14 protein-coding genes and 1 pseudogene are annotated in these 17693 nt (G+C 42.6%); 7 read left to right on the forward strand and 8 right to left on the reverse strand.

What is annotated here, in order from left to right:
• The first annotated feature begins 154 nt into the window (after positions 1–154).
• From arsJ to ACM0OW_RS20245, 3 genes and pseudogenes are all read left to right on the forward strand, one after another.
• On the forward strand, positions 155–1414 hold the full coding sequence (gene arsJ, locus ACM0OW_RS20235; protein ID WP_414551942.1) for an organoarsenical effux MFS transporter ArsJ: 1260 nt from the start codon (positions 155–157) through the stop codon (positions 1412–1414).
• Positions 1415–1501: 87 nt separating this feature from the next.
• Positions 1502–1786: pseudogene (locus ACM0OW_RS20240) on the forward strand (arsenic resistance protein); the annotation flags it as partial.
• 159 nt (positions 1787–1945) lie between these two features.
• Positions 1946–3046, forward strand: a complete 1101-nt coding sequence (locus ACM0OW_RS20245; protein WP_414551943.1) for a response regulator — start codon at positions 1946–1948, stop codon at positions 3044–3046.
• A gap of 177 nt (positions 3047–3223) precedes the next feature.
• Here ACM0OW_RS20245 and ACM0OW_RS20250 read toward each other — a convergent pair whose 3' ends face one another.
• From ACM0OW_RS20250 to ACM0OW_RS20260, 3 genes are all read right to left on the reverse strand, one after another.
• The gene (locus ACM0OW_RS20250; protein ID WP_414551944.1) at positions 3224–3823 is read right to left on the reverse strand and encodes a sulfite oxidase-like oxidoreductase; all 600 of its coding nucleotides are present in this window, start codon (positions 3821–3823) and stop codon (positions 3224–3226) included.
• A gap of 194 nt (positions 3824–4017) precedes the next feature.
• The gene (gene rpmF, locus ACM0OW_RS20255) at positions 4018–4191 is read right to left on the reverse strand and encodes a 50S ribosomal protein L32 (protein ID WP_194001444.1); all 174 of its coding nucleotides are present in this window, start codon (positions 4189–4191) and stop codon (positions 4018–4020) included.
• A 126-nt stretch (positions 4192–4317) separates the two neighbouring features.
• Positions 4318–4866 (reverse strand): hypothetical protein, encoded by a 549-nt coding sequence (locus ACM0OW_RS20260; protein WP_414551945.1) that lies wholly within the window; start codon positions 4864–4866, stop codon positions 4318–4320.
• Positions 4867–5065: 199 nt separating this feature from the next.
• On the opposite strand from ACM0OW_RS20260, the gene ACM0OW_RS20265 reads away from it, so the two are divergent.
• Positions 5066–7030: a caspase family protein gene (locus ACM0OW_RS20265; RefSeq protein ID WP_414551946.1), complete on the forward strand. Its 1965-nt coding sequence runs from the start codon at positions 5066–5068 to the stop codon at positions 7028–7030.
• Between the two features lie 66 nt (positions 7031–7096).
• Here ACM0OW_RS20265 and ACM0OW_RS20270 read toward each other — a convergent pair whose 3' ends face one another.
• The 5 genes from ACM0OW_RS20270 to ACM0OW_RS20290 all read right to left on the reverse strand — a co-directional run bounded on the left by ACM0OW_RS20270 (position 7097) and on the right by ACM0OW_RS20290 (position 13140).
• Positions 7097–7474: a Mo-dependent nitrogenase C-terminal domain-containing protein gene (locus ACM0OW_RS20270; RefSeq protein WP_414551947.1), complete on the reverse strand. Its 378-nt coding sequence runs from the start codon at positions 7472–7474 to the stop codon at positions 7097–7099.
• 617 nt (positions 7475–8091) lie between these two features.
• Positions 8092–8769, reverse strand: a complete 678-nt coding sequence (locus ACM0OW_RS20275) for a DsbA family oxidoreductase (protein WP_414551948.1) — start codon at positions 8767–8769, stop codon at positions 8092–8094.
• 133 nt (positions 8770–8902) lie between these two features.
• On the reverse strand, positions 8903–10675 hold the full coding sequence (locus tag ACM0OW_RS20280; RefSeq protein WP_414551949.1) for a ribonuclease J: 1773 nt from the start codon (positions 10673–10675) through the stop codon (positions 8903–8905).
• 304 nt (positions 10676–10979) lie between these two features.
• Complete coding sequence (gene dapA / locus ACM0OW_RS20285) at positions 10980–11864, reverse strand: 4-hydroxy-tetrahydrodipicolinate synthase (protein ID WP_414551950.1); 885 nt, start codon at positions 11862–11864, stop codon at positions 10980–10982.
• A 226-nt stretch (positions 11865–12090) separates the two neighbouring features.
• Positions 12091–13140 (reverse strand): aspartate-semialdehyde dehydrogenase, encoded by a 1050-nt coding sequence (locus ACM0OW_RS20290; RefSeq protein ID WP_414551951.1) that lies wholly within the window; start codon positions 13138–13140, stop codon positions 12091–12093.
• Between the two features lie 788 nt (positions 13141–13928).
• On the opposite strand from ACM0OW_RS20290, the gene tig reads away from it, so the two are divergent.
• From tig to clpX, 3 genes are all read left to right on the forward strand, one after another.
• On the forward strand, positions 13929–15353 hold the full coding sequence (gene tig, locus ACM0OW_RS20295) for a trigger factor (RefSeq protein WP_414551952.1): 1425 nt from the start codon (positions 13929–13931) through the stop codon (positions 15351–15353).
• 288 nt (positions 15354–15641) lie between these two features.
• The gene (gene clpP / locus ACM0OW_RS20300) at positions 15642–16340 is read left to right on the forward strand and encodes an ATP-dependent Clp endopeptidase proteolytic subunit ClpP (RefSeq protein WP_414551953.1); all 699 of its coding nucleotides are present in this window, start codon (positions 15642–15644) and stop codon (positions 16338–16340) included.
• Between the two features lie 9 nt (positions 16341–16349).
• The gene (gene clpX, locus ACM0OW_RS20305) at positions 16350–17684 is read left to right on the forward strand and encodes an ATP-dependent protease ATP-binding subunit ClpX (protein WP_414551954.1); all 1335 of its coding nucleotides are present in this window, start codon (positions 16350–16352) and stop codon (positions 17682–17684) included.
• The last annotated feature ends 9 nt before the right edge of the window (positions 17685–17693 follow it).

Consider the following 17693-nt stretch of genomic DNA (forward strand, 5'->3'; position numbering starts at 1 on the left):
TGTTTTTGTTTGTGAATTGAAGAAGGAACGAACCGCATTCGCGCAGCGTATGCCCCCAGGGCGCTAGGACGCAAAGTACACAAAGAAAGAAGAAGAAAGAAGTTTGGCGCGGTTCGTCACAAGGAAATGGTATTAGCACTCAGCACTCTAAACAATGACTTCTACAGCTTCTCGCGCTCATCTCAAGAATTATACTCTTGTTACCCTTGCCTATTGGGGTTTTACTATTACTGATGGTGCTTTGCGAATGCTGGTACTGCTGTATTTTGACAGTATTGGCTATACACCATTACAAATCGCTTCTTTATTTCTGTTCTATGAAATATTTGGCGTTGTGACTAATTTTTTAGGTGGTTGGATTGGTTCTCAATTCGGATTAAAAATCACGCTTTACGCTGGTATTGGGTTACAGGTTTTCTCGATGGTGATGCTGTCGTGGCTGAATCCAGCTTGGACAGAATGGATTGCAGTGGGTTATGTGATGGTAGCTCAGGCATTTTCTGGGGTTGCTAAAGATTTAACCAAAATGAGTTCTAAAAGTGCCATTCGCTTGGTTGTCCCCCAAGAGGCTCAGTCATCTTTGTTTAAATGGGTGGCAGTATTAACGGGTTCCAAGAATGCCCTTAAAGGTGTTGGCTTCTTTGTTGGTAGTGTCCTTTTAACTTCTGTTGGTTTTAAGAATGCCCTGTTAATCATGTCCGGGGGACTATTCTTAATTTTATTCACTGGGTTGATGTTGCCTAAAGGTATGGGCAAAATCAAGACGAAAGTCAAGTTTAGCCAACTCTTTTCTAAAAGCAGAGAAATTAATATTCTCTCAGCTGCCCGATTTTTTCTTTTTGGTTCACGGGATGTCTGGTTTGTGGTCGGGTTGCCGGTTTTCCTGCGGGGGACTTTAGGCTGGTCATTTTATCAAGTGGGTGGATTCTTAGCTTGTTGGGTAATTGGCTATGGTGTTATTCAGTTTTTAGCACCAGTACTTATCCAGCGATTTGGTTCTGGTCATCCCCCCCAATCAAAGACCATCCAGTTTTGGACATTTACCCTCACTGCTGTTCCTGGTGCGATCGCTCTAGCTCTACAATTAGGTGTACCCGGTAATATAGCCATCATTGGGGGGCTACTAGTATTTGGTGTAGTCTTTGCCTTCAATTCCGCAGTGCATTCTTACCTGGTATTAGCCTTCACCGATGACGATAAAGTCGCGCTGAACGTTGGCTTCTACTACATGGCCAACTCCGGTGGACGATTAGCCGGCACAGTCTTATCAGGATTAGTCTTTCAATATTTCAACTTAGTAGGTTGTCTGTGGACATCCATGTTCTTAGTTTTAGCAGCCGGACTCGTGACGATGAAACTACCTGACCCCGAACCAAGTCAAGCTATAGCTTGGAAATCTGAAGGTGGAGATTAGGTTAAGGGACGCTGGGTAGTGCTAAGACTTTTTGCAACATTTCAATACGTTCAGGCACTAATTGATAGTAAATCCATGTACCGCGTCGTTTTTTTAATTAGTTATGTGGCAGCATTAAAATTGAATATATCTTATGAAGATGCCGCACCCGCAGCATTAATTGGAGCTAGCAATCACTTTGAAGTTGCCATTGCTACGGCTGTAATGTTGTTTGGCTTAAATTCTGGTGCTGCACTAGCGACAGTGGTAGGTGTTTTAATTGAAGTTCCAGTCATGTTAATGTTAGTTGAAGTGTGTAAGCGCACGGCTGCTTGGTTTCCCAGGGAACCGCAAAAGGCTACATTACGAGATCCACGCTGTATTCGTATTTAGGATTAGAAAAAAAATTATTTTAAGCCCCTAAATTTATTTATGGGATTCGCCCCTTCCCCCCGCCCCCTGCCCCTTTTCCTCTTCGTTGACGATCCAAGTTATACAAAAACATAATATCATTGCCACAAGATCACAGCCTGGCCTACACCTCTTGATAAAATGACTTCCCTATCTTCTCGCTTTGACAAAATTCTGGTTGTCGATGACTCTCCTGATAATGTATTTTTGATCAAAACGATTTTGGAGGGAGAAGGCTACATCATTAGCAGCGCAGAAAATGGGATCAGCGCTTTAGCACAACTGGAAAAATCACCTTGTGACTTGATATTATTAGATTTGATGATGCCAGGAATGGATGGGTACGAAGTCACTAGACGCATTCGTGGAGATGCGAAGTTTCAGCCGTATATCCCCATTCTGCTGATTACAGCCCACGATGCGCCCAATGTCGCTAAAGGCCTAGATTTGGGTGCTGATGATTTTATCCGTAAACCTGTCACAGTAGATGAATTATTGGCAAGAGTGCGATCGCTCTTACGGTTGAAGCATAGTATAGATGAACGTGATGAAATCGCCCGACAGCGCCAAGATTTTGTTTCTCGCCTGACTCATGATTTACGCACACCTTTAGTAGCAGCTGATCGAATGTTAACGCTGTTTGGACAGGGTGCTTTGGGAACATTATCGCCGCAAATGACAGAAGTGATTACCATCATGGCGCGCAGTAATCTTAACCTGCTATCTATGGTGAATACTTTATTAGAAGTTTACCGCTTTGAGGCAGGTCGCAAAACCCTGGTATTTCAAGAAGTTGATTTAATTCAGTTGCTAACAGAGGTGGTTGGGGAACTGAAACCTTTAGCACAAGACAAAGCCCTATCCATCAAACTGGATTTGTCTGAGGATTCAACTAAAGCTATGATGATGGGCGATCGCTTAGAACTGCATCGTTTATTTACCAATTTAATCGGTAATGCTATCAAATTTACCGAATTCGGCTCAGTGACTATCCGGCTTAACTCGTTAATTGAAAGTAGTAAAATTAATATAGAAGTAGCAGATACAGGAATTGGGATTCCGCCTGAAGAACTAGACACTTTATTTGAACGATTTCGTCAAGGTAGCCACAAAAGTGCTGGTAGTGGCTTAGGATTGTATCTTTCTCGCCGCATTGTCGAAGCACATCAAGGTAATATCCTCGTAAATTCAGAGTTAGGTAAAGGTAGTGTTTTCATTGTTATTTTACCTATCAACCAATAAATAAACACCATAATAAATCATATAATTTTTTAATTATTTGTCTTTAATTTTGAATTGATTTGACACCTTTTCCCATGACAAAAGTATGTTAAAAAATTACTTCTGGCTAGATTTAAACTAGCGATATGCGTCCTACAAAGGCAAGCTATCTACCTTGAAGCGAATTATAAGTTAAATTCAAAAACCACTGCTGTAACGCTCCTGCTGCCAAGGTTCACCCCGTTTGTGGTAGCCGTTACATTCCCAAAAACCTAGTTCTTCTTGATTCAGAAACTCTAAACCATTAATCCATTTACCACTTTTCCAGGCGTAGAGATGAGGCACAACTAACCGCAAGGGTCCACCATGTGCTGTTGGTAAAGGTTCACCAAATAATTTAATGGCAAAAAAGTTGTCTTCTCGGATAAAGTCTTCTATAGAAATATTAGTAGTATAGCCACCATAGCAGTGTTCCATAACATGAACGGACTGGGGATATACCTCAATTAAATTCATAAAATCTGCCACCTTAATGCCAGTCCATTTGACATCTAGTTTTGTCCAGTGGGTGACACAATGAAAGTCAGAGGTGAATTCATGCTGCGGTAATGCCATCAAGTCTGACCAATTCAAGATAGCAGGTTTTGCCAAACCCCAAACCCGAAATTCCCATTCTTCTGTGCTGACTTGGGGAGTTTCACCGTAGGTTAACACCGGGAATCCCTTAGCTAAGTGTTGACCCGGAGGAACGCGTTTTTGCTCTTCCTCATTTGGTTTATGAAAAAATTTTCCTGCCATAATTTCATAGAAATACTTGATCATTATTGGTGAGTAATGGGTAACGGGTTTACCCAATTACTCATTACCCATTTTTTATCAATCCGATGAGCTTTTGCCGACTACCAATGATTGATAATGCAATCAGAAAAGCTAAAAAAAAGCGCTTATACAGTATTGCTAAATCTGGCAGGGGGCTTTTTCTAACAAGGGAATTATGATTCGGTTTCCTCTTCTTCAGTGGTGGGATAGACAAAGGTAGAACGTCCAGTCAAAATTGACTTGCCGAGAGAGAGAGCCTTTTGAGCTTCAACAACAGCTTTATGTCTCCAGGTGGCGCGACGTTTATCTCGTTTGGATTTTGATGTTTTCTTCTTAGGAACAGCCATAGTAGCGGATATCGCAATTCTTGACAACCTTCCTATTCTAAGCCATCAATTCGACTTTTTAGATGGGGATGGGGAAGAGGCAGAGGGCAGGGTGCAGGGCGCAGAGGAGAAGAGGAAGCTATTGAGCTAATTAGCAGGAGAATTAGGAGAATTGTCTGTGGTATTGGCGGGACTGGCGGCTGGAGTCATGGTTGGGGCTGGTTGACCTATGTTGGTGGAAATTGCTGGTTTTGTGTCAAACAACAGGAGCGATCGCGCGGTTTTGAAATAAGTTGCCCAACGTTTGGGATCGGGACGGGTGCGCCATTGCTGGCGACTAACTTCTAAGGACAAAATTGGGGCGATCGCGCCATAACTTTCTACGGTGACGATTACTGAAACATCTGTAGCTAATATATCTTTATCAAAGCTACGTTGAGCTGCTGCCCTAGAAATCGCTTCTGCCCTCCTGAGTATGGTTTCATAGCTTTCATCTGCCATGCGGACAATATTCAGGTCAACTCTGGCGGTATAAGCGCGAACTACTTGGGGGGCGATCGCTTCTGTTAAAATCCATACAGAAATGGGCGAAAAAAGTAAAACAATTAACGGAAAGCTCCGGATCTTTTTGGCAATTTGGCCAATAAATGGAAAGGGGATGATCAATGATCGTGGATGAGTAATACGAACGGTCATAACGTGATAACTCCTTAGTGATGATTTGTAATTGGAATTTTACTAAGCATGATTATCTAAGTTTACTGTAATAAAAACTGCTTATAGTTCAGTAACTCGATAATATTCTCCGAAGAGTATAAGACATAGGTTAGCTTTGTTTTTTCAGCAAAGCCAACCGCAATTTTAGGCAAGAAAACAGCAACCTACAAAGAGCGGGATGGCAAATTACTGGGCAATTACAATTGGCATCAATCAATATCAGTTATTTCAACCTTTACGTTGCGCTCAAGCAGATGCCGAGGTACTAAATAATTTTTTGGTTCAAGAAGGAGGTTTGGCACAGCAACGCTGTCTGTTGATGACAGCTGCTTCCCCACCCATTGGGGATAGATCCACCTATCCCACCAAGCAAAATATTCTCGTGTTGCTGGAGGATTTGACAGCAGCTTGTTGGCAACCACAAGACCATCTCTGGTTATTCTTTAGCGGTTATGGGGTAAGTTACAAGGGCCAAGATTATTTAATGCCGGTGGAAGGAAACCCGGAATTAGTGGAAGAGACTGGCATCGAAGTGCGATCGCTGATGCAAAGTCTACAATTGGCTGAAATTAATACACTACTGCTGCTTGATATCAACCGTGCTTTTGGCACTCAAGCAGATAGTCCCGTGGGTCTAGAAACCATAGAACTGGCGAAAGAATTGCAAATGGCCACAATTCTTTCTTGCCAATCTCAGGAATTCTCCCATGAAAGTAGCGAACTAGGTCACGGATTCTTTACAGCCGCATTATTAGAAGCTTTGCGTTCTGGTAATGCTAGTAGCTTGACTGATTTAGACAGCTATTTAAGTGTTCTGACTCCAGAATTATGTCAACACTACTGGCGACCTACACAAAACCCAGTCACAATATTTCCATCTCAACCACAAGCAATATTGCCTCAGTTTGAGGTGCAAAGCAATCACGAAGTAGCTCCTAGCACCATAGATCCCAGTGGAAATAGTTCACGAATTTTTCCAGACGAAAACTTTGCTGTAGCGCTGACAGCATCTTCTATTGGCGCAATAAACCTGAACAATTTCAATAAATCACAAAACGCGAGTACCTGGGGAACAGCTCCAGGGGTGGAAACTAACCTGGGTGGTCAATCCCCATTACTGAATTTACCCAACTTCATCCCAGCCATTGGTCAGTTAGAAGAACAACAACTATCTAGCTCGGCTAAAGAGCAGTACCTCAACCAACAAAACCCGCTAAACACTCAAACTGCTACAGGGGGGAGATTTATCCCCAATGTGTCTCCATCTGATGTTTCTCCCGTGGCTAAGAATCAAGCAGATAAACCATTGTGGAAGCAGTTTTTATTTTGGGGCGGCGGGACTATGTTGGTAGTAGCTTTAATTTCTGTAGTGGTTCTCCGCAATCAGGCAATATTTTTACAAGGTAAAGGAATATCACGTCCATCACCCATTACTGCTAACCCTGAGCCAAATACTGACTCCGCCTCCGAAACATCATCAATAACGCCTCCAACGCAAAACCCATCGAACGCCCAAATCGTCTCTAATTCTGATTCTCAAAAGCGGAGTCAAGCAGTTTTAGACCTAGCGAAAATGTCTCTGAGAGAAACTCAAGCTAGTGATTTGAGCAAAGCGATCGCCACTGCTAGTAAAATTCAACCAGGTGAACCACTCTACGAACAAGCTCAGGACAATATTCAAATTTGGAGTCGGATGATTCTAGATTTAGCAGAGGGTCGTGCCAAACAACAAGAATATACAAATGCCATTGCTGCGGCGCAATTAATTTCCCCAGAACTAGACCTTTATCCTCAAGCACAGGCACTAATGAGCCAATGGCAGTTAGAAGCTCAACAATATGTCGGTAATATAACTGTTTTAGAGGCAGCACAGGCCTTAATTAGACCCGGACAAGCATCAACATATAATCGTGCCATTGAAGTGGCGAGAAGAGTACCACCAGGTCAACCAGGATTTGATCGCGCCCAACAATCCATTAATGAATGGAGTGAAAGAATTTTGGCACTAGCCAAGAGTCGAGCTGATCAAGGCAATATTGCCGCAGCAATTGAAACGGCCACTTTAGTCCCAGAGGTGACAGCAGTTTACGAAGACGCTCAAGAATCCATCCAAAAATGGCAAGCCAGAACAAATAAAAATTAAAAAAGTTAGGAGTTGATTATTCACTCCTAACTCTCTTGTAGAGACGCGATTTATCGCGTCTATTTATTAGCAATATTGAGATATATCTTCACCACATTCGTCTGCAAGATAGCACAACGCTCGGAAGCGCAAACCAACCACTTCTTCAAAAAAGGGATTGAGTTTACACATAGGCGGAATGTGAAACAGTTTGTTGCCGAATAATTTGACATCACGCTCAAAGGGACATTGAGCCGGAATCAGTTTGCACAAGCGGTGAGCTAATTGAGGATTATTAATTTGAATATTTTCTATTCTCTGCCGCAGGGGTTGGAGAAGACCACCGTGAGACTGAGGAGCCGAAGGGCGTAGCTGAGTTACAGGAGCATGATTAGTCTCTGTATGATTAATCGCTACCCAGCTTGCCAGAAAAAACCTTTTTGTGGTATTGTCAAATACCTTCATGATTAAGCCTCTGTATTAATGAGGGTATTCATCTTGCTGATGAATGTATACAACGTGGCAATTACCTTTACCGGAAACATCCTTTCCTGACTGAGTTACAATAGGTGTTACAGTAGCCACTTATGTCAGAATCTAATTTATTACTACATCAAGTTAAACGCAATTTTCCCGGCATCGGTAGTGTAATAATCTAATCTTATTGATAACTTCACATACTTCACATTTTAGTAAAGTCATCTGTCATTGGACAGGTTCCCATGTAATCGTTACACAATTTAATATAACAAAATTCTATAGATATTTTCAGTCAGTATAAATATCACCAATGCAAATATTAGTTGTAATGGCTGAATATTGGAGGATTTCAGCGCCCTGTGTTCAGATATTGGGTTTTGCAATGGCTGGGAAAAGAATGTGATTGTCCAGCAAGTTGCAATTTATGGAGTCTTGGGGCTAACTTACCAGGGTTACGGATGAACCGAAGTTTCTTAAACAAAACGGGGTGATGAAGTCTATATTCACCTGAATTAGCCCACTGAGCTACCAAAAAACTATAGTCAGTAAGTGAGAAAAAACATGACTTTGGAGCATTACCTGGAGGCGATCGCTCAATATCCCTAACACCAAGATTGTTCTCCCGGAGGATTGTGTAGTAACTCACGAATATTGGCTTCCATAACTCGGTAGCCGACATTACCATTGAGTCTCTGCCGTCCTTCATTAAAAATCAGGGTAGGGCTGACCGTAACCATCAGCTCTTTGACTAATTCAAAATCCTTAGATAGTTGAGCATAAGCTTCACCACTATCAATCTCAGCTTGAATAGCAGCAATCGGCAGTTTTAACTCCTCCGCAATTTCAAATTGCACCTTGCGCTCAGAAACGTTTGCCAGTTGGGTAAAAAACGCTTCCCGAAATGCCCAGGTTGCTTTTTCAAATCCCTGTTGACCTGGCTCTACCAGACCCTTCGCTGCTAATAATTGAATGGCATGGAGGAACAGATGACAAGATGTGGATGAAGCTGGTGTCACCTTAGTCCAAATATCAGGATGAAGACTGATGTGATCAAATTTTTTGGCAACCCCCTGAACATGATCACTGTATCCTTGCAATCCCCCCCGCTCTCGCCATCGGTTTTCCAGCTTTTCACGAGCAGCACCAAAGACGGGGACAAAGTGGTGTTCTATAGCAATCTTGTCTTGAAAAGTTGTTTTCAACTCATCGAGCCGGATTTGAGCAATATAAGCCCAAATGCAGAGAATATCGGAAAAGTAAAAAATACGAATCGGTTCCATATAGATCAAAACTAAATTATTAATAAAGCCAAAAACCCCGATTTATTCAAGAAACCAGGGTAATAAATTCTATTCGTAGGGTGGGTTAGGACCTTAGTCCGTAACCCACCACCAACTTAACTCAGCACCTTGATTAAGATGCTACCTGCGCTGTAGTACGAGTCCGCCGTCTTCTACCATCGGAAACTTTCGCAGGTGGTTCTTCAGCAATTTGCATCAATAAAGTTACAGTGGGTTGACATTGTAATTCTCGACGAATGGAGCGTTGTAATTCACGCTCTAACATCCCTTGCAATCCACCCCAGTCTACTTCTGGTTTTTCGCCTTCACGAATCTGGGCAAATTCTGACCAACGCACAGTGAGCATTTCTTCAATGCGCTGTTGTACCCATTTTTGTACTAGCGATTGCTCTACACTGGTAACGACACCGCGCAGATGAGTTTCTGCTCTAGCCATCAGTTTGCCGTTCCAATCAATAGCAGCAGCTATGGTAACAATGCCTTCTTCTGACATCCGTTGTCGTTCTAGCAAGACTTTATCGCTTACCATACCAGCGCTGGTAGTATCCACAAGTTCAATGCCAGATGCTACTTTACCAGCAACACGGATAGATTCTTCAGTTAATTCTACAATGTTACCATTTTCGATAATTACCATATTTTCGGCAGGAATACCCATACTCTGAGCCGTTTGGGAGTGCTTCACTAGCATTCGATGTTCACCGTGAAATGGCACAAAGAACTTGGGACGAGTTAAGGCAATCATCAGTTTTTGGTCTTCCTGACAGCCGTGACCAGAGACGTGAATACCTTTGTCTTTCCCATAGACTACATTTGCGCCCTGAATCATCAATTTATCGATGGTGTTAACTACAGCGATAGTATTGCCAGGAATTGGGTTTGCAGAGAAGAGTACGGTATCTCCTGGACGAATTTTGATTTGGGAGTGTTCTTTGTTGGCAATGCGGGTCATGGCTGCCATTGTCTCACCCTGAGAGCCAGTAGTTAAAATCAGTACCTTTTCATCTGGCATATTCCGGACTGCGTGTAATGGATGGAAGATACTATCATCACACTTGATATAACCCAGATTGCGGGCATGAGCAATCAAATTCAGCATGGAACGACCCACCACTGACACCACCCGGTTATGCTTCTGCGCCAACTGCAAAATCATGTTGATGCGATGCACACTGGATGAAAATGTGGTGACAAATAAGCGTCCGGTAGCTTTACCAAATTCCCTGTCTAAGTTGGGGAAAACAGCACGTTCTGAAGGGGTAAATCCTGGTACTTCGGCATTTGTTGAATCACTCAACAAGCACAGTACACCTCGTTCGCCGTGTTCTGCTAGTCTTTGTAAGTCATAGTGTTCGCCATCTACAGGTGTATGATCAATTTTGAAGTCTCCTGTGTGGATGACTACACCTAGAGGCGTATGAATAGCCACTGTAAAGCTATCGGCAATGGAGTGGGTATTGCGGATAAATTCTGCAAAGAAATGTTGACCAATGCGGACTACATCACGGGGTTTAACTGATCTTAACTCGGTGCGATCGCGTACTCCTGCTTCTTCCAATTTACCCTCTAGCATCGCCATTGCTAGTCTAGGGCCATGAATGATCGGGATGTCAAATTGTTTGAGGTGAAAAGCGATACCGCCGATATGGTCTTCATGACCGTGGGTAACGATCATGCCTTTAATCTTATGGCGATTTTCCCGTAGATATGTTGTATCTGGCAGGACAATATTTACGCCTAGCATTCCTTTTGTTGGAAAGGCTAATCCTGCATCGAGAAGAACAATTTCGTCTTCGTACTCAAAAACACAGGTATTTTTGCCAATCTCGTGCAAACCGCCCAACGGAATAATTTTGAGGGCAGATTTAGTTTCGTTATTTACCATTGTTTCCTTGGATGGTTGTTTGTTTTTCAGCTTTAATAAATTCACAATTATCAATCTGGTTATGTATGAAAGAAAATACTAGCTTTCTATGTAAAAGCAGCTAAATGATGTTTGAGATGTTCAGTTATGCCTTGAATAAAACGATTTCACATATATAACTCTTCTTATATTAATCAAATACAGAATTATCTTATCTGTGGTTCTTTAAATGCCATACTTTACTCAACTACAAAATTAGATATCGCCAATAGTCTCAGCATAAAAATCTCAAGTGATAACTGGGAGATATTCCAGAACTTGGCATCTAAATTAAATCAAGTTTATCTAACACCACCTTTAACTTATCAGTAACATCTGAGTCAACTTCGCATAGCGGTAGACGAGTTGAACCGACCTCCCAACCTTGAAGTTTCAGCGCTTGTTTAACCGGAATGGGATTTGTAGTTAAAAATAAAGCTTTAAACAACGGAAATAGTTGTAGATGAATTTCGGTAGCCGTAGCGATTTCTCCCGCACTAAAAGCTTGAATCATCTGCTGTAGTTGATTACCTACCAGATGAGAAGCTACACTCACAACTCCTGTTGCCCCAATTGCTAACAAGGGCAAGGTTAAGGAATCATCTCCAGAGTAAATCTGAAATTCTTGTGGTGTCAAGCGGCGAATTTCACTGGCTTGGTCTAAATTTCCAGTTGCTTCTTTGATGCCAACAATATTGTCAATTTCCGCTAACCGGGCAACAGTTTCTGGACTGAGGTTTTGTCCGGTACGTCCAGGGACATTATATAACAGTAATGGTAGTTCTGGACAAGCTTGGGCGATCGCTTGAAAATGCTGGTATAGACCTGCTTGTGGCGGTTTGTTGTAATAGGGTACAACTTGTAATGAACCATGTACTCCTATTGTAGCAGCTTTTTGGGTAGCTGCGATCGCTTCTTTGGTGGAATTAGAACCACATCCGGCGATTACCTTGGCTTTTCCGGCCACGGCTTGCAATACTTCCACAAACAATTGGTATTCCTCGTCCCAACTTAGGGTAGGGGATTCACCTGTTGTGCCACATACAACTAATGTATCTGTACCGTTGTTAGCTAGATGTGCTGCTAATTCCGCCGCTACATCATAGTTAACACTACCGTCTGCTTTAAACGGTGTAATCATAGCGGTTAAAACTCTGCCAAATTCTCCCACCCTGTTTTTACTCCTAATTAGCCTCTTGGTTTTTCATAGTTATCAGTTATCAGTTATCAGTTACCAATTAAGAGACATAATTGGGTGACAATCGCTTAGTAAGTAAATCCGCGTCATCACTGTTCACTGATTTCATAACCTATTGCTCAATTTGTTTCAAGGGTACTTCCCAGATATTATTTTTATATATCTTACTAGCGAAAAATACCTGAAATGTAATTCGTGATTATTTCTCACTAGAGACGTATGCTTTTGCTGGTTGGAGTAGATTTTTGTCTACCAATAACTCGGCAATTTGGACTGCATTCAGTGCCGCACCTTTACGGATTTGGTCTCCAGAAAGCCAAAGTTCTAAGCCGCAGGGGTGAGATATATCTTGACGAATTCTCCCGACTAAAACATCGTCTTGACCGGTGGCTTCCATTGGCATGGGAAAGTAATTCTTTTCCCAATCTTCGATTAATTTTACTCCAGGAGAATGACTTAAAATTTCTCTAGCTGTATCTGCACTAAATGGATTGGCAAATTCTAGATTAATTGCTTCGGAATGGGCGCGAAGTACGGGAACCCGTATACAAGTAGCTGTAATTCTAATTTGTTGGTCGTCAAAAATTTTCCGGGTTTCGTTGACCATTTTCATTTCTTCTTCACAGTAACCCAAATCGTTTAAGGGAGAGTTATGCGGGAATAAATTAAACGCCAAGGGGTAAGGCAAGACTTCGGCTACTGGTTGCTGTCCCTGTAAGATGGCGCTGGCTTGGGTTTGCACTTCTGTCATTGCTTTTGCACCTGCGCCACTTGCTGATTGATAGGTGGAAACTACAATGCGTTTAATGGGGCTGATTTGGTGGAGAGGCCAAATTGCCACGCTCATCAAGATTGTGGTGCAATTAGGGTTAGCGATAATACCTTGGTGGTTAGCAGCAGCTAAGGGATTTACCTCTGGTACGACTAAGGGAACTTCGGGATTCATCCGAAAGGCGCTGGAATTATCTATGACTACAGCACCTTTTTCTACTGCCACACTTGCCCAAGTCTTGGATGTGGAACCACCGGCACTCGCTAGAACTAAGTCTACATTTTCTAGGGTGCGATCGCTGACTAATTCTACTGGTAAATCTTCGCCTTTAAACCGGAGCGATCGCCCCACACTACGTGCTGATGCTAATAGCTTCAACTCCGCCACCGGAAAATTCCGGCTTTCTAGCAATTCCAGTAACTCTGTGCCAACAGCACCTGTGGCTCCCAAAATAGCGACACGATAGGATTTCGACAAACTGGCTTTCTCCTTTAAGAGGTTGTGTGTAATTTTCTGAACAATTTACAATTTATACTTACTTTTTTAAATAGCGATCGCAGATTTTCAATAAATTTTTTTTAATTCTACGCAACTTTTCTGAAAATAGAACGTTTATTTTCCAGATTACATTAATTTCAACAATCTTGAAATTTAATAGCATTATTGCTAAAGCATCGCACCTATTTAAGATTTTCCTATTATATAATGATATTATACAACAGCCTCATGTCCAGTCAAAAAATGGAGTATATACACTTAAGCGTGGTGTCATTCCGGAAGTTTTAAAATAAACAAATATCGATCTGCTAAAGTGGTTTGTCAATCACAACGGATGTACTATGATCCAGATGGAATGGAACCAGCACAGTTAAAAGTATAGCTTCGTGTTTGGGTAACAGTTAATCTGAGTCCCACAAGGCAGACAAACCCAACCGCAGAAGGATTTATAGCAGAAAATGCTAGTTGAGAACCAGGATATCACGGTGTTAGACCTTTGAATTTAGCATTGAGGACTGCTTAATTTATTGTAATAACTTAGAGTCGCAATCAGGTAAAGTTATTACGGTTAATTGTCAAGAGCTTTGCCATTGACGATAAACTGGATATCTACTGAAGGTACTTATCCATATAATATGGGATTTTGACAGATAACTTGTGGGTCCCTCCCATTCCTAAACCAAGAGAAATCAACCCACAGAAGCGGTAAATCGCGTCTTGTGCGTACTTGGAGCCAAAAAAACAGAAATAAATATTAGAGACGAAGCATGAAAGTTACCCAGGAAAAACTTCCCGCCAGCCAAATTGGGCTGGAAATCGAGATTACGCCAGAAATTACCCAGAAAACTTACGAACAGGTAATTAAAAACTTAGCTAGTACTACAACTATTCCTGGGTTTCGTAAAGGCAAAGTACCTCGGCCGATATTGCTACAGCGCCTTGGCGTAGCTCGAATCAAAGCAGCGGCGCTGGAAGAAATAGTTCAAGATGGCGTAGAAAAAGCCCTCAAACAAGAAGAAATTCCGGCAATTGGACAACCACAACTGCGGACTTCCTTTGAGGAATTGATTAGTAATTATGAACCAGGAAAACCCCTGACTTTCTTAGCGGCTGTAGATGTGCAACCAGAAGTGAATCTGGTGCAGTACACAGGTTTATCAGCCCAAGCCGAGGAAATCAAACACGATACCAATCGAGTTGATGAAGTCCTAGAAAAGGAAAGGGAAGAATTAGCGACACTGATTCCTGTAGAAGGACGTGCAGCCCAAATTGGTGATGTGGCTGTAGTTGATTTTAAAGGTGTGCTGGCAAAAGGTGAAGGCGAAGACGAAACAGCCGAGCCAACACCAATTCCTGGAGCCGAAGCCACAGACTTTAAACTAGACTTGGAAGAAGACAAGTTTATTCCTGGCTTTGTATCGGGCATGGTGGGGATGAATCCTGAAGAAACCAGAGAAATTCCGGCTCAATTTCCAGATCCTTATGCTAACGAAGAATTAGCTGGCAAAGCGGCAATTTTCACAGTTACCCTCAAAGAACTGAAGGAAAAAGAACTCCCAGAATTGAACGACGACTTCGCTCAGGAAGTTAGCGACTTTGATACCTTGGAAGAACTGCGGGCTTCGTTAGCAGAACGCCATCAAAAAGAGGCTGAGGAAAAAACCAAATCGAACCAGCAGGAAGCTTTGTTAGCAGAACTGCTGAAGTACGTAGAAGTTGATTTACCAGAAACCCTGATTGACAAAGAAATCGACGCGATGCTGACTCAAACAGCAATGCGGCTGTCTCAGCAAGGTTTGGACGTGAGAAAGCTATTTACTGAAGATATTATTCCTCAATTGCGGGAGCGATCGCGCGATGAAGCCATTGAACGCCTCAAACGCTCTTTGGGATTATTAGAAGTCAGCAAACGTGAATCCATCGAAGTCACACCTGAAGAAGTTGCAGCCAGAGTTGCCGAATTGATGGAACAGTACGCAGACCAAGACATTGATGCTGAAAGAATGCGCTCAGTTGTCGAAAACGAAATGTTAACTGAGAAAATCATCGATTGGCTGCTAGAAAATTCATCAGTCGAACTTGTCCCCGAAGGTTCTCTGAGTCCCGCAGAAGAAACAGCAGACGACGAATCAGAGACAACTGAACCTCAGACCGAGGCAGAAAGCGCCACAGCTAGTACAGAATCAATATAATGTGTGCCTGACGCGAGTTATCGCGTCAGGACAAAAAAGTGCTGAGTAAAAATTTTCCAACTCGGCATTTTCTTTTAGAGACTTAAGAAATCGCATTTTTACCGCAAATTCAGCGTAAATATTCCAGAAATAGGGCATATATGATCGCTTTAGCTTGATCTGCTTTACCGAGAGGAATATATATAAGGCATAATGGTGAATAAATAGCTCAAATAAAATTGCATTCGTTGAAAAGGCAGCAATAACTGCTACCAAACCTGTCCTAACTTAATTCTCAATTGTGCTTATATGCTTTTATCCCAGTCGGGAAACGACCCCATCAATAGTTTAAGTAGAATCAACTTTAGCTCCCATCTGAGCCAACCTACCAACATTGTACCGATGGTAGTTGAGCAGTCTGGCATGGGAGAAAGGGCTTTTGACATTTACTCACGCCTGCTGCGAGAGCGAATTATCTTCTTGGGTACTCCCATCGATGACACTGTTGCCAATTCAATTGTGGCTCAATTGCTGTTCCTAGACGCGGAAGACTCAGAAAAAGATATTCAAATCTATATCAATTCTCCTGGCGGTTCCGTCTACGCAGGGATGGCAATTTATGATACAATGCAACAAATCCGTCCCGATGTTGTTACTATATGTTTTGGATTAGCCGCAAGCATGGGAGCATTTTTGTTAGCAGCAGGTTCTGCTGGTAAACGGATGTCTCTTCCTGATTCTCGGATCATGATTCACCAACCACTGGGTGGCGCTCAAGGTCAAGCCATTGATATTGAGATTCAAGCCAGAGAAATTCTTTATGTGAAGGCTAAGTTGAATCAGTTACTAGGCCATCATACTGGTCAACCACTGGAAAGACTTGAGGCAGATACTGAACGTGACTTTTTCATGTCCGCAGAAGAGGCAAAAAATTACGGTTTGATTGATCAAGTCATTTCCAGACAAAATATTCCCACCGCCGGGGAAAACGTCACCATTCTGAAATAAGAGGCTGGTATGTCTAAGTACGACTCCCATTTAAAATGTTCATTTTGTGGCAAGTCTCAAGAGCAGGTGCGTAAATTAATCGCAGGGCCGGGAGTCTACATCTGCGATGAATGCGTTGACTTGTGTAATGAAATCCTAGATGAAGAGCTACTCGACACGAATACAGCTGCGTCACAACCAGCACCAAGGTCAGAACCACCTCAAAAACGTCGTGCGCGCTCTTCTAATCTCTCACTTAACCAAATTCCTAAGCCCAGAGAGATTAAAAATTATCTAGATGAACACGTTATCGGTCAAGACGAAGCCAAGAAAGTATTGTCAGTAGCGGTTTATAATCACTACAAGCGACTAGCCGTCATTCAGTCCAAAGGCAAAAATGAGGCAGACGATGCTGTAGAACTGCAAAAATCCAATATTTTGTTAATTGGCCCGACTGGTTGCGGTAAAACCCTTTTGGCGCAAACCTTAGCCACAATCTTGGATGTACCCTTTGCTGTGGCTGATGCCACTACACTGACAGAAGCAGGGTATGTCGGTGAAGATGTGGAAAATATCTTGCTGCGACTGTTACAAGTGGCAGATTTGGATGTTGAGGAAGCCCAGCGCGGAATTATCTACATTGACGAAATAGACAAAGTAGCTCGCAAGAGCGAAAACCCTTCCATTACACGCGATGTTTCCGGTGAAGGCGTGCAGCAAGCTTTGCTGAAAATGTTAGAAGGGACAATCGCCAATGTGCCACCTCAAGGAGGACGGAAGCATCCTTATCAAGACTGCATCCAGATTGATACAAGTAATATTCTGTTTGTCTGTGGCGGTGCTTTCGTGGGTTTAGATAAGGTAGTAGAGCAGAGATCAGGTAAAAAGTCAATGGGTTTTGTACAGCCCGGAGACCTTCAGTCGAAAGAAAAGCGGACGGCCGATACTCTGCGCTATCTAGAACCAGATGACCTCGTGAAGTTTGGTATGATTCCCGAATTTATTGGCCGCGTACCAATGGTAGCAGTGGTTGATCCGTTGGATGAAGACACGCTGATGGCGATTTTGACCCAACCACGCAGTGCTTTGGTGAAACAATACCAAAAGCTGCTCAACATGGATAACGTGGAATTAGATTTTAAACCGGATGCGTTGCGAGCGATCGCTCAGGAAGCCTACCGTCGAAAAACAGGCGCTAGAGCATTGCGGGGTATCGTGGAAGAATTGATGCTGGATGTCATGTACGAATTACCATCTCGTCAAGATGTAACTCGCTGCATGGTTACGAAGGAAATGGTAGAGAAGCGCTCTACAGCTGAATTGATAGTGCATCCGTCTTCCCTACCTAAACCAGAATCAGCTTAGTAGTCATTA

Origin of the sequence: Anabaena sp. CCY 0017, assembly GCF_963920885.1 — a bacterium.
GTDB lineage: Bacteria > Cyanobacteriota > Cyanobacteriia > Cyanobacteriales > Nostocaceae > Nodularia.

Excerpts from the sequence above, each read along its gene's own strand:
- arsJ (WP_414551942.1), top strand. The coding sequence starts at position 155 with ATGACTTCTACAGCTTCTCGCGCTCATCTCAAGAATTATACTCTTGTT.
- ACM0OW_RS20245 (WP_414551943.1), top strand. The coding sequence starts at position 1,946 with ATGACTTCCCTATCTTCTCGCTTTGACAAAATTCTGGTTGTCGATGAC.
- ACM0OW_RS20250 (WP_414551944.1), bottom strand. The coding sequence starts at position 3,823 with ATGGCAGGAAAATTTTTTCATAAACCAAATGAGGAAGAGCAAAAACGC.
- rpmF (WP_194001444.1), bottom strand. The coding sequence starts at position 4,191 with ATGGCTGTTCCTAAGAAGAAAACATCAAAATCCAAACGAGATAAACGT.
- ACM0OW_RS20260 (WP_414551945.1), bottom strand. The coding sequence starts at position 4,866 with ATGACCGTTCGTATTACTCATCCACGATCATTGATCATCCCCTTTCCA.
- ACM0OW_RS20265 (WP_414551946.1), top strand. The coding sequence starts at position 5,066 with ATGGCAAATTACTGGGCAATTACAATTGGCATCAATCAATATCAGTTA.
- ACM0OW_RS20270 (WP_414551947.1), bottom strand. The coding sequence starts at position 7,474 with ATGAAGGTATTTGACAATACCACAAAAAGGTTTTTTCTGGCAAGCTGG.
- ACM0OW_RS20275 (WP_414551948.1), bottom strand. The coding sequence starts at position 8,769 with ATGGAACCGATTCGTATTTTTTACTTTTCCGATATTCTCTGCATTTGG.
- ACM0OW_RS20280 (WP_414551949.1), bottom strand. The coding sequence starts at position 10,675 with ATGGTAAATAACGAAACTAAATCTGCCCTCAAAATTATTCCGTTGGGC.
- tig (WP_414551952.1), top strand. The coding sequence starts at position 13,929 with ATGAAAGTTACCCAGGAAAAACTTCCCGCCAGCCAAATTGGGCTGGAA.
- clpP (WP_414551953.1), top strand. The coding sequence starts at position 15,642 with ATGCTTTTATCCCAGTCGGGAAACGACCCCATCAATAGTTTAAGTAGA.
- clpX (WP_414551954.1), top strand. The coding sequence starts at position 16,350 with ATGTCTAAGTACGACTCCCATTTAAAATGTTCATTTTGTGGCAAGTCT.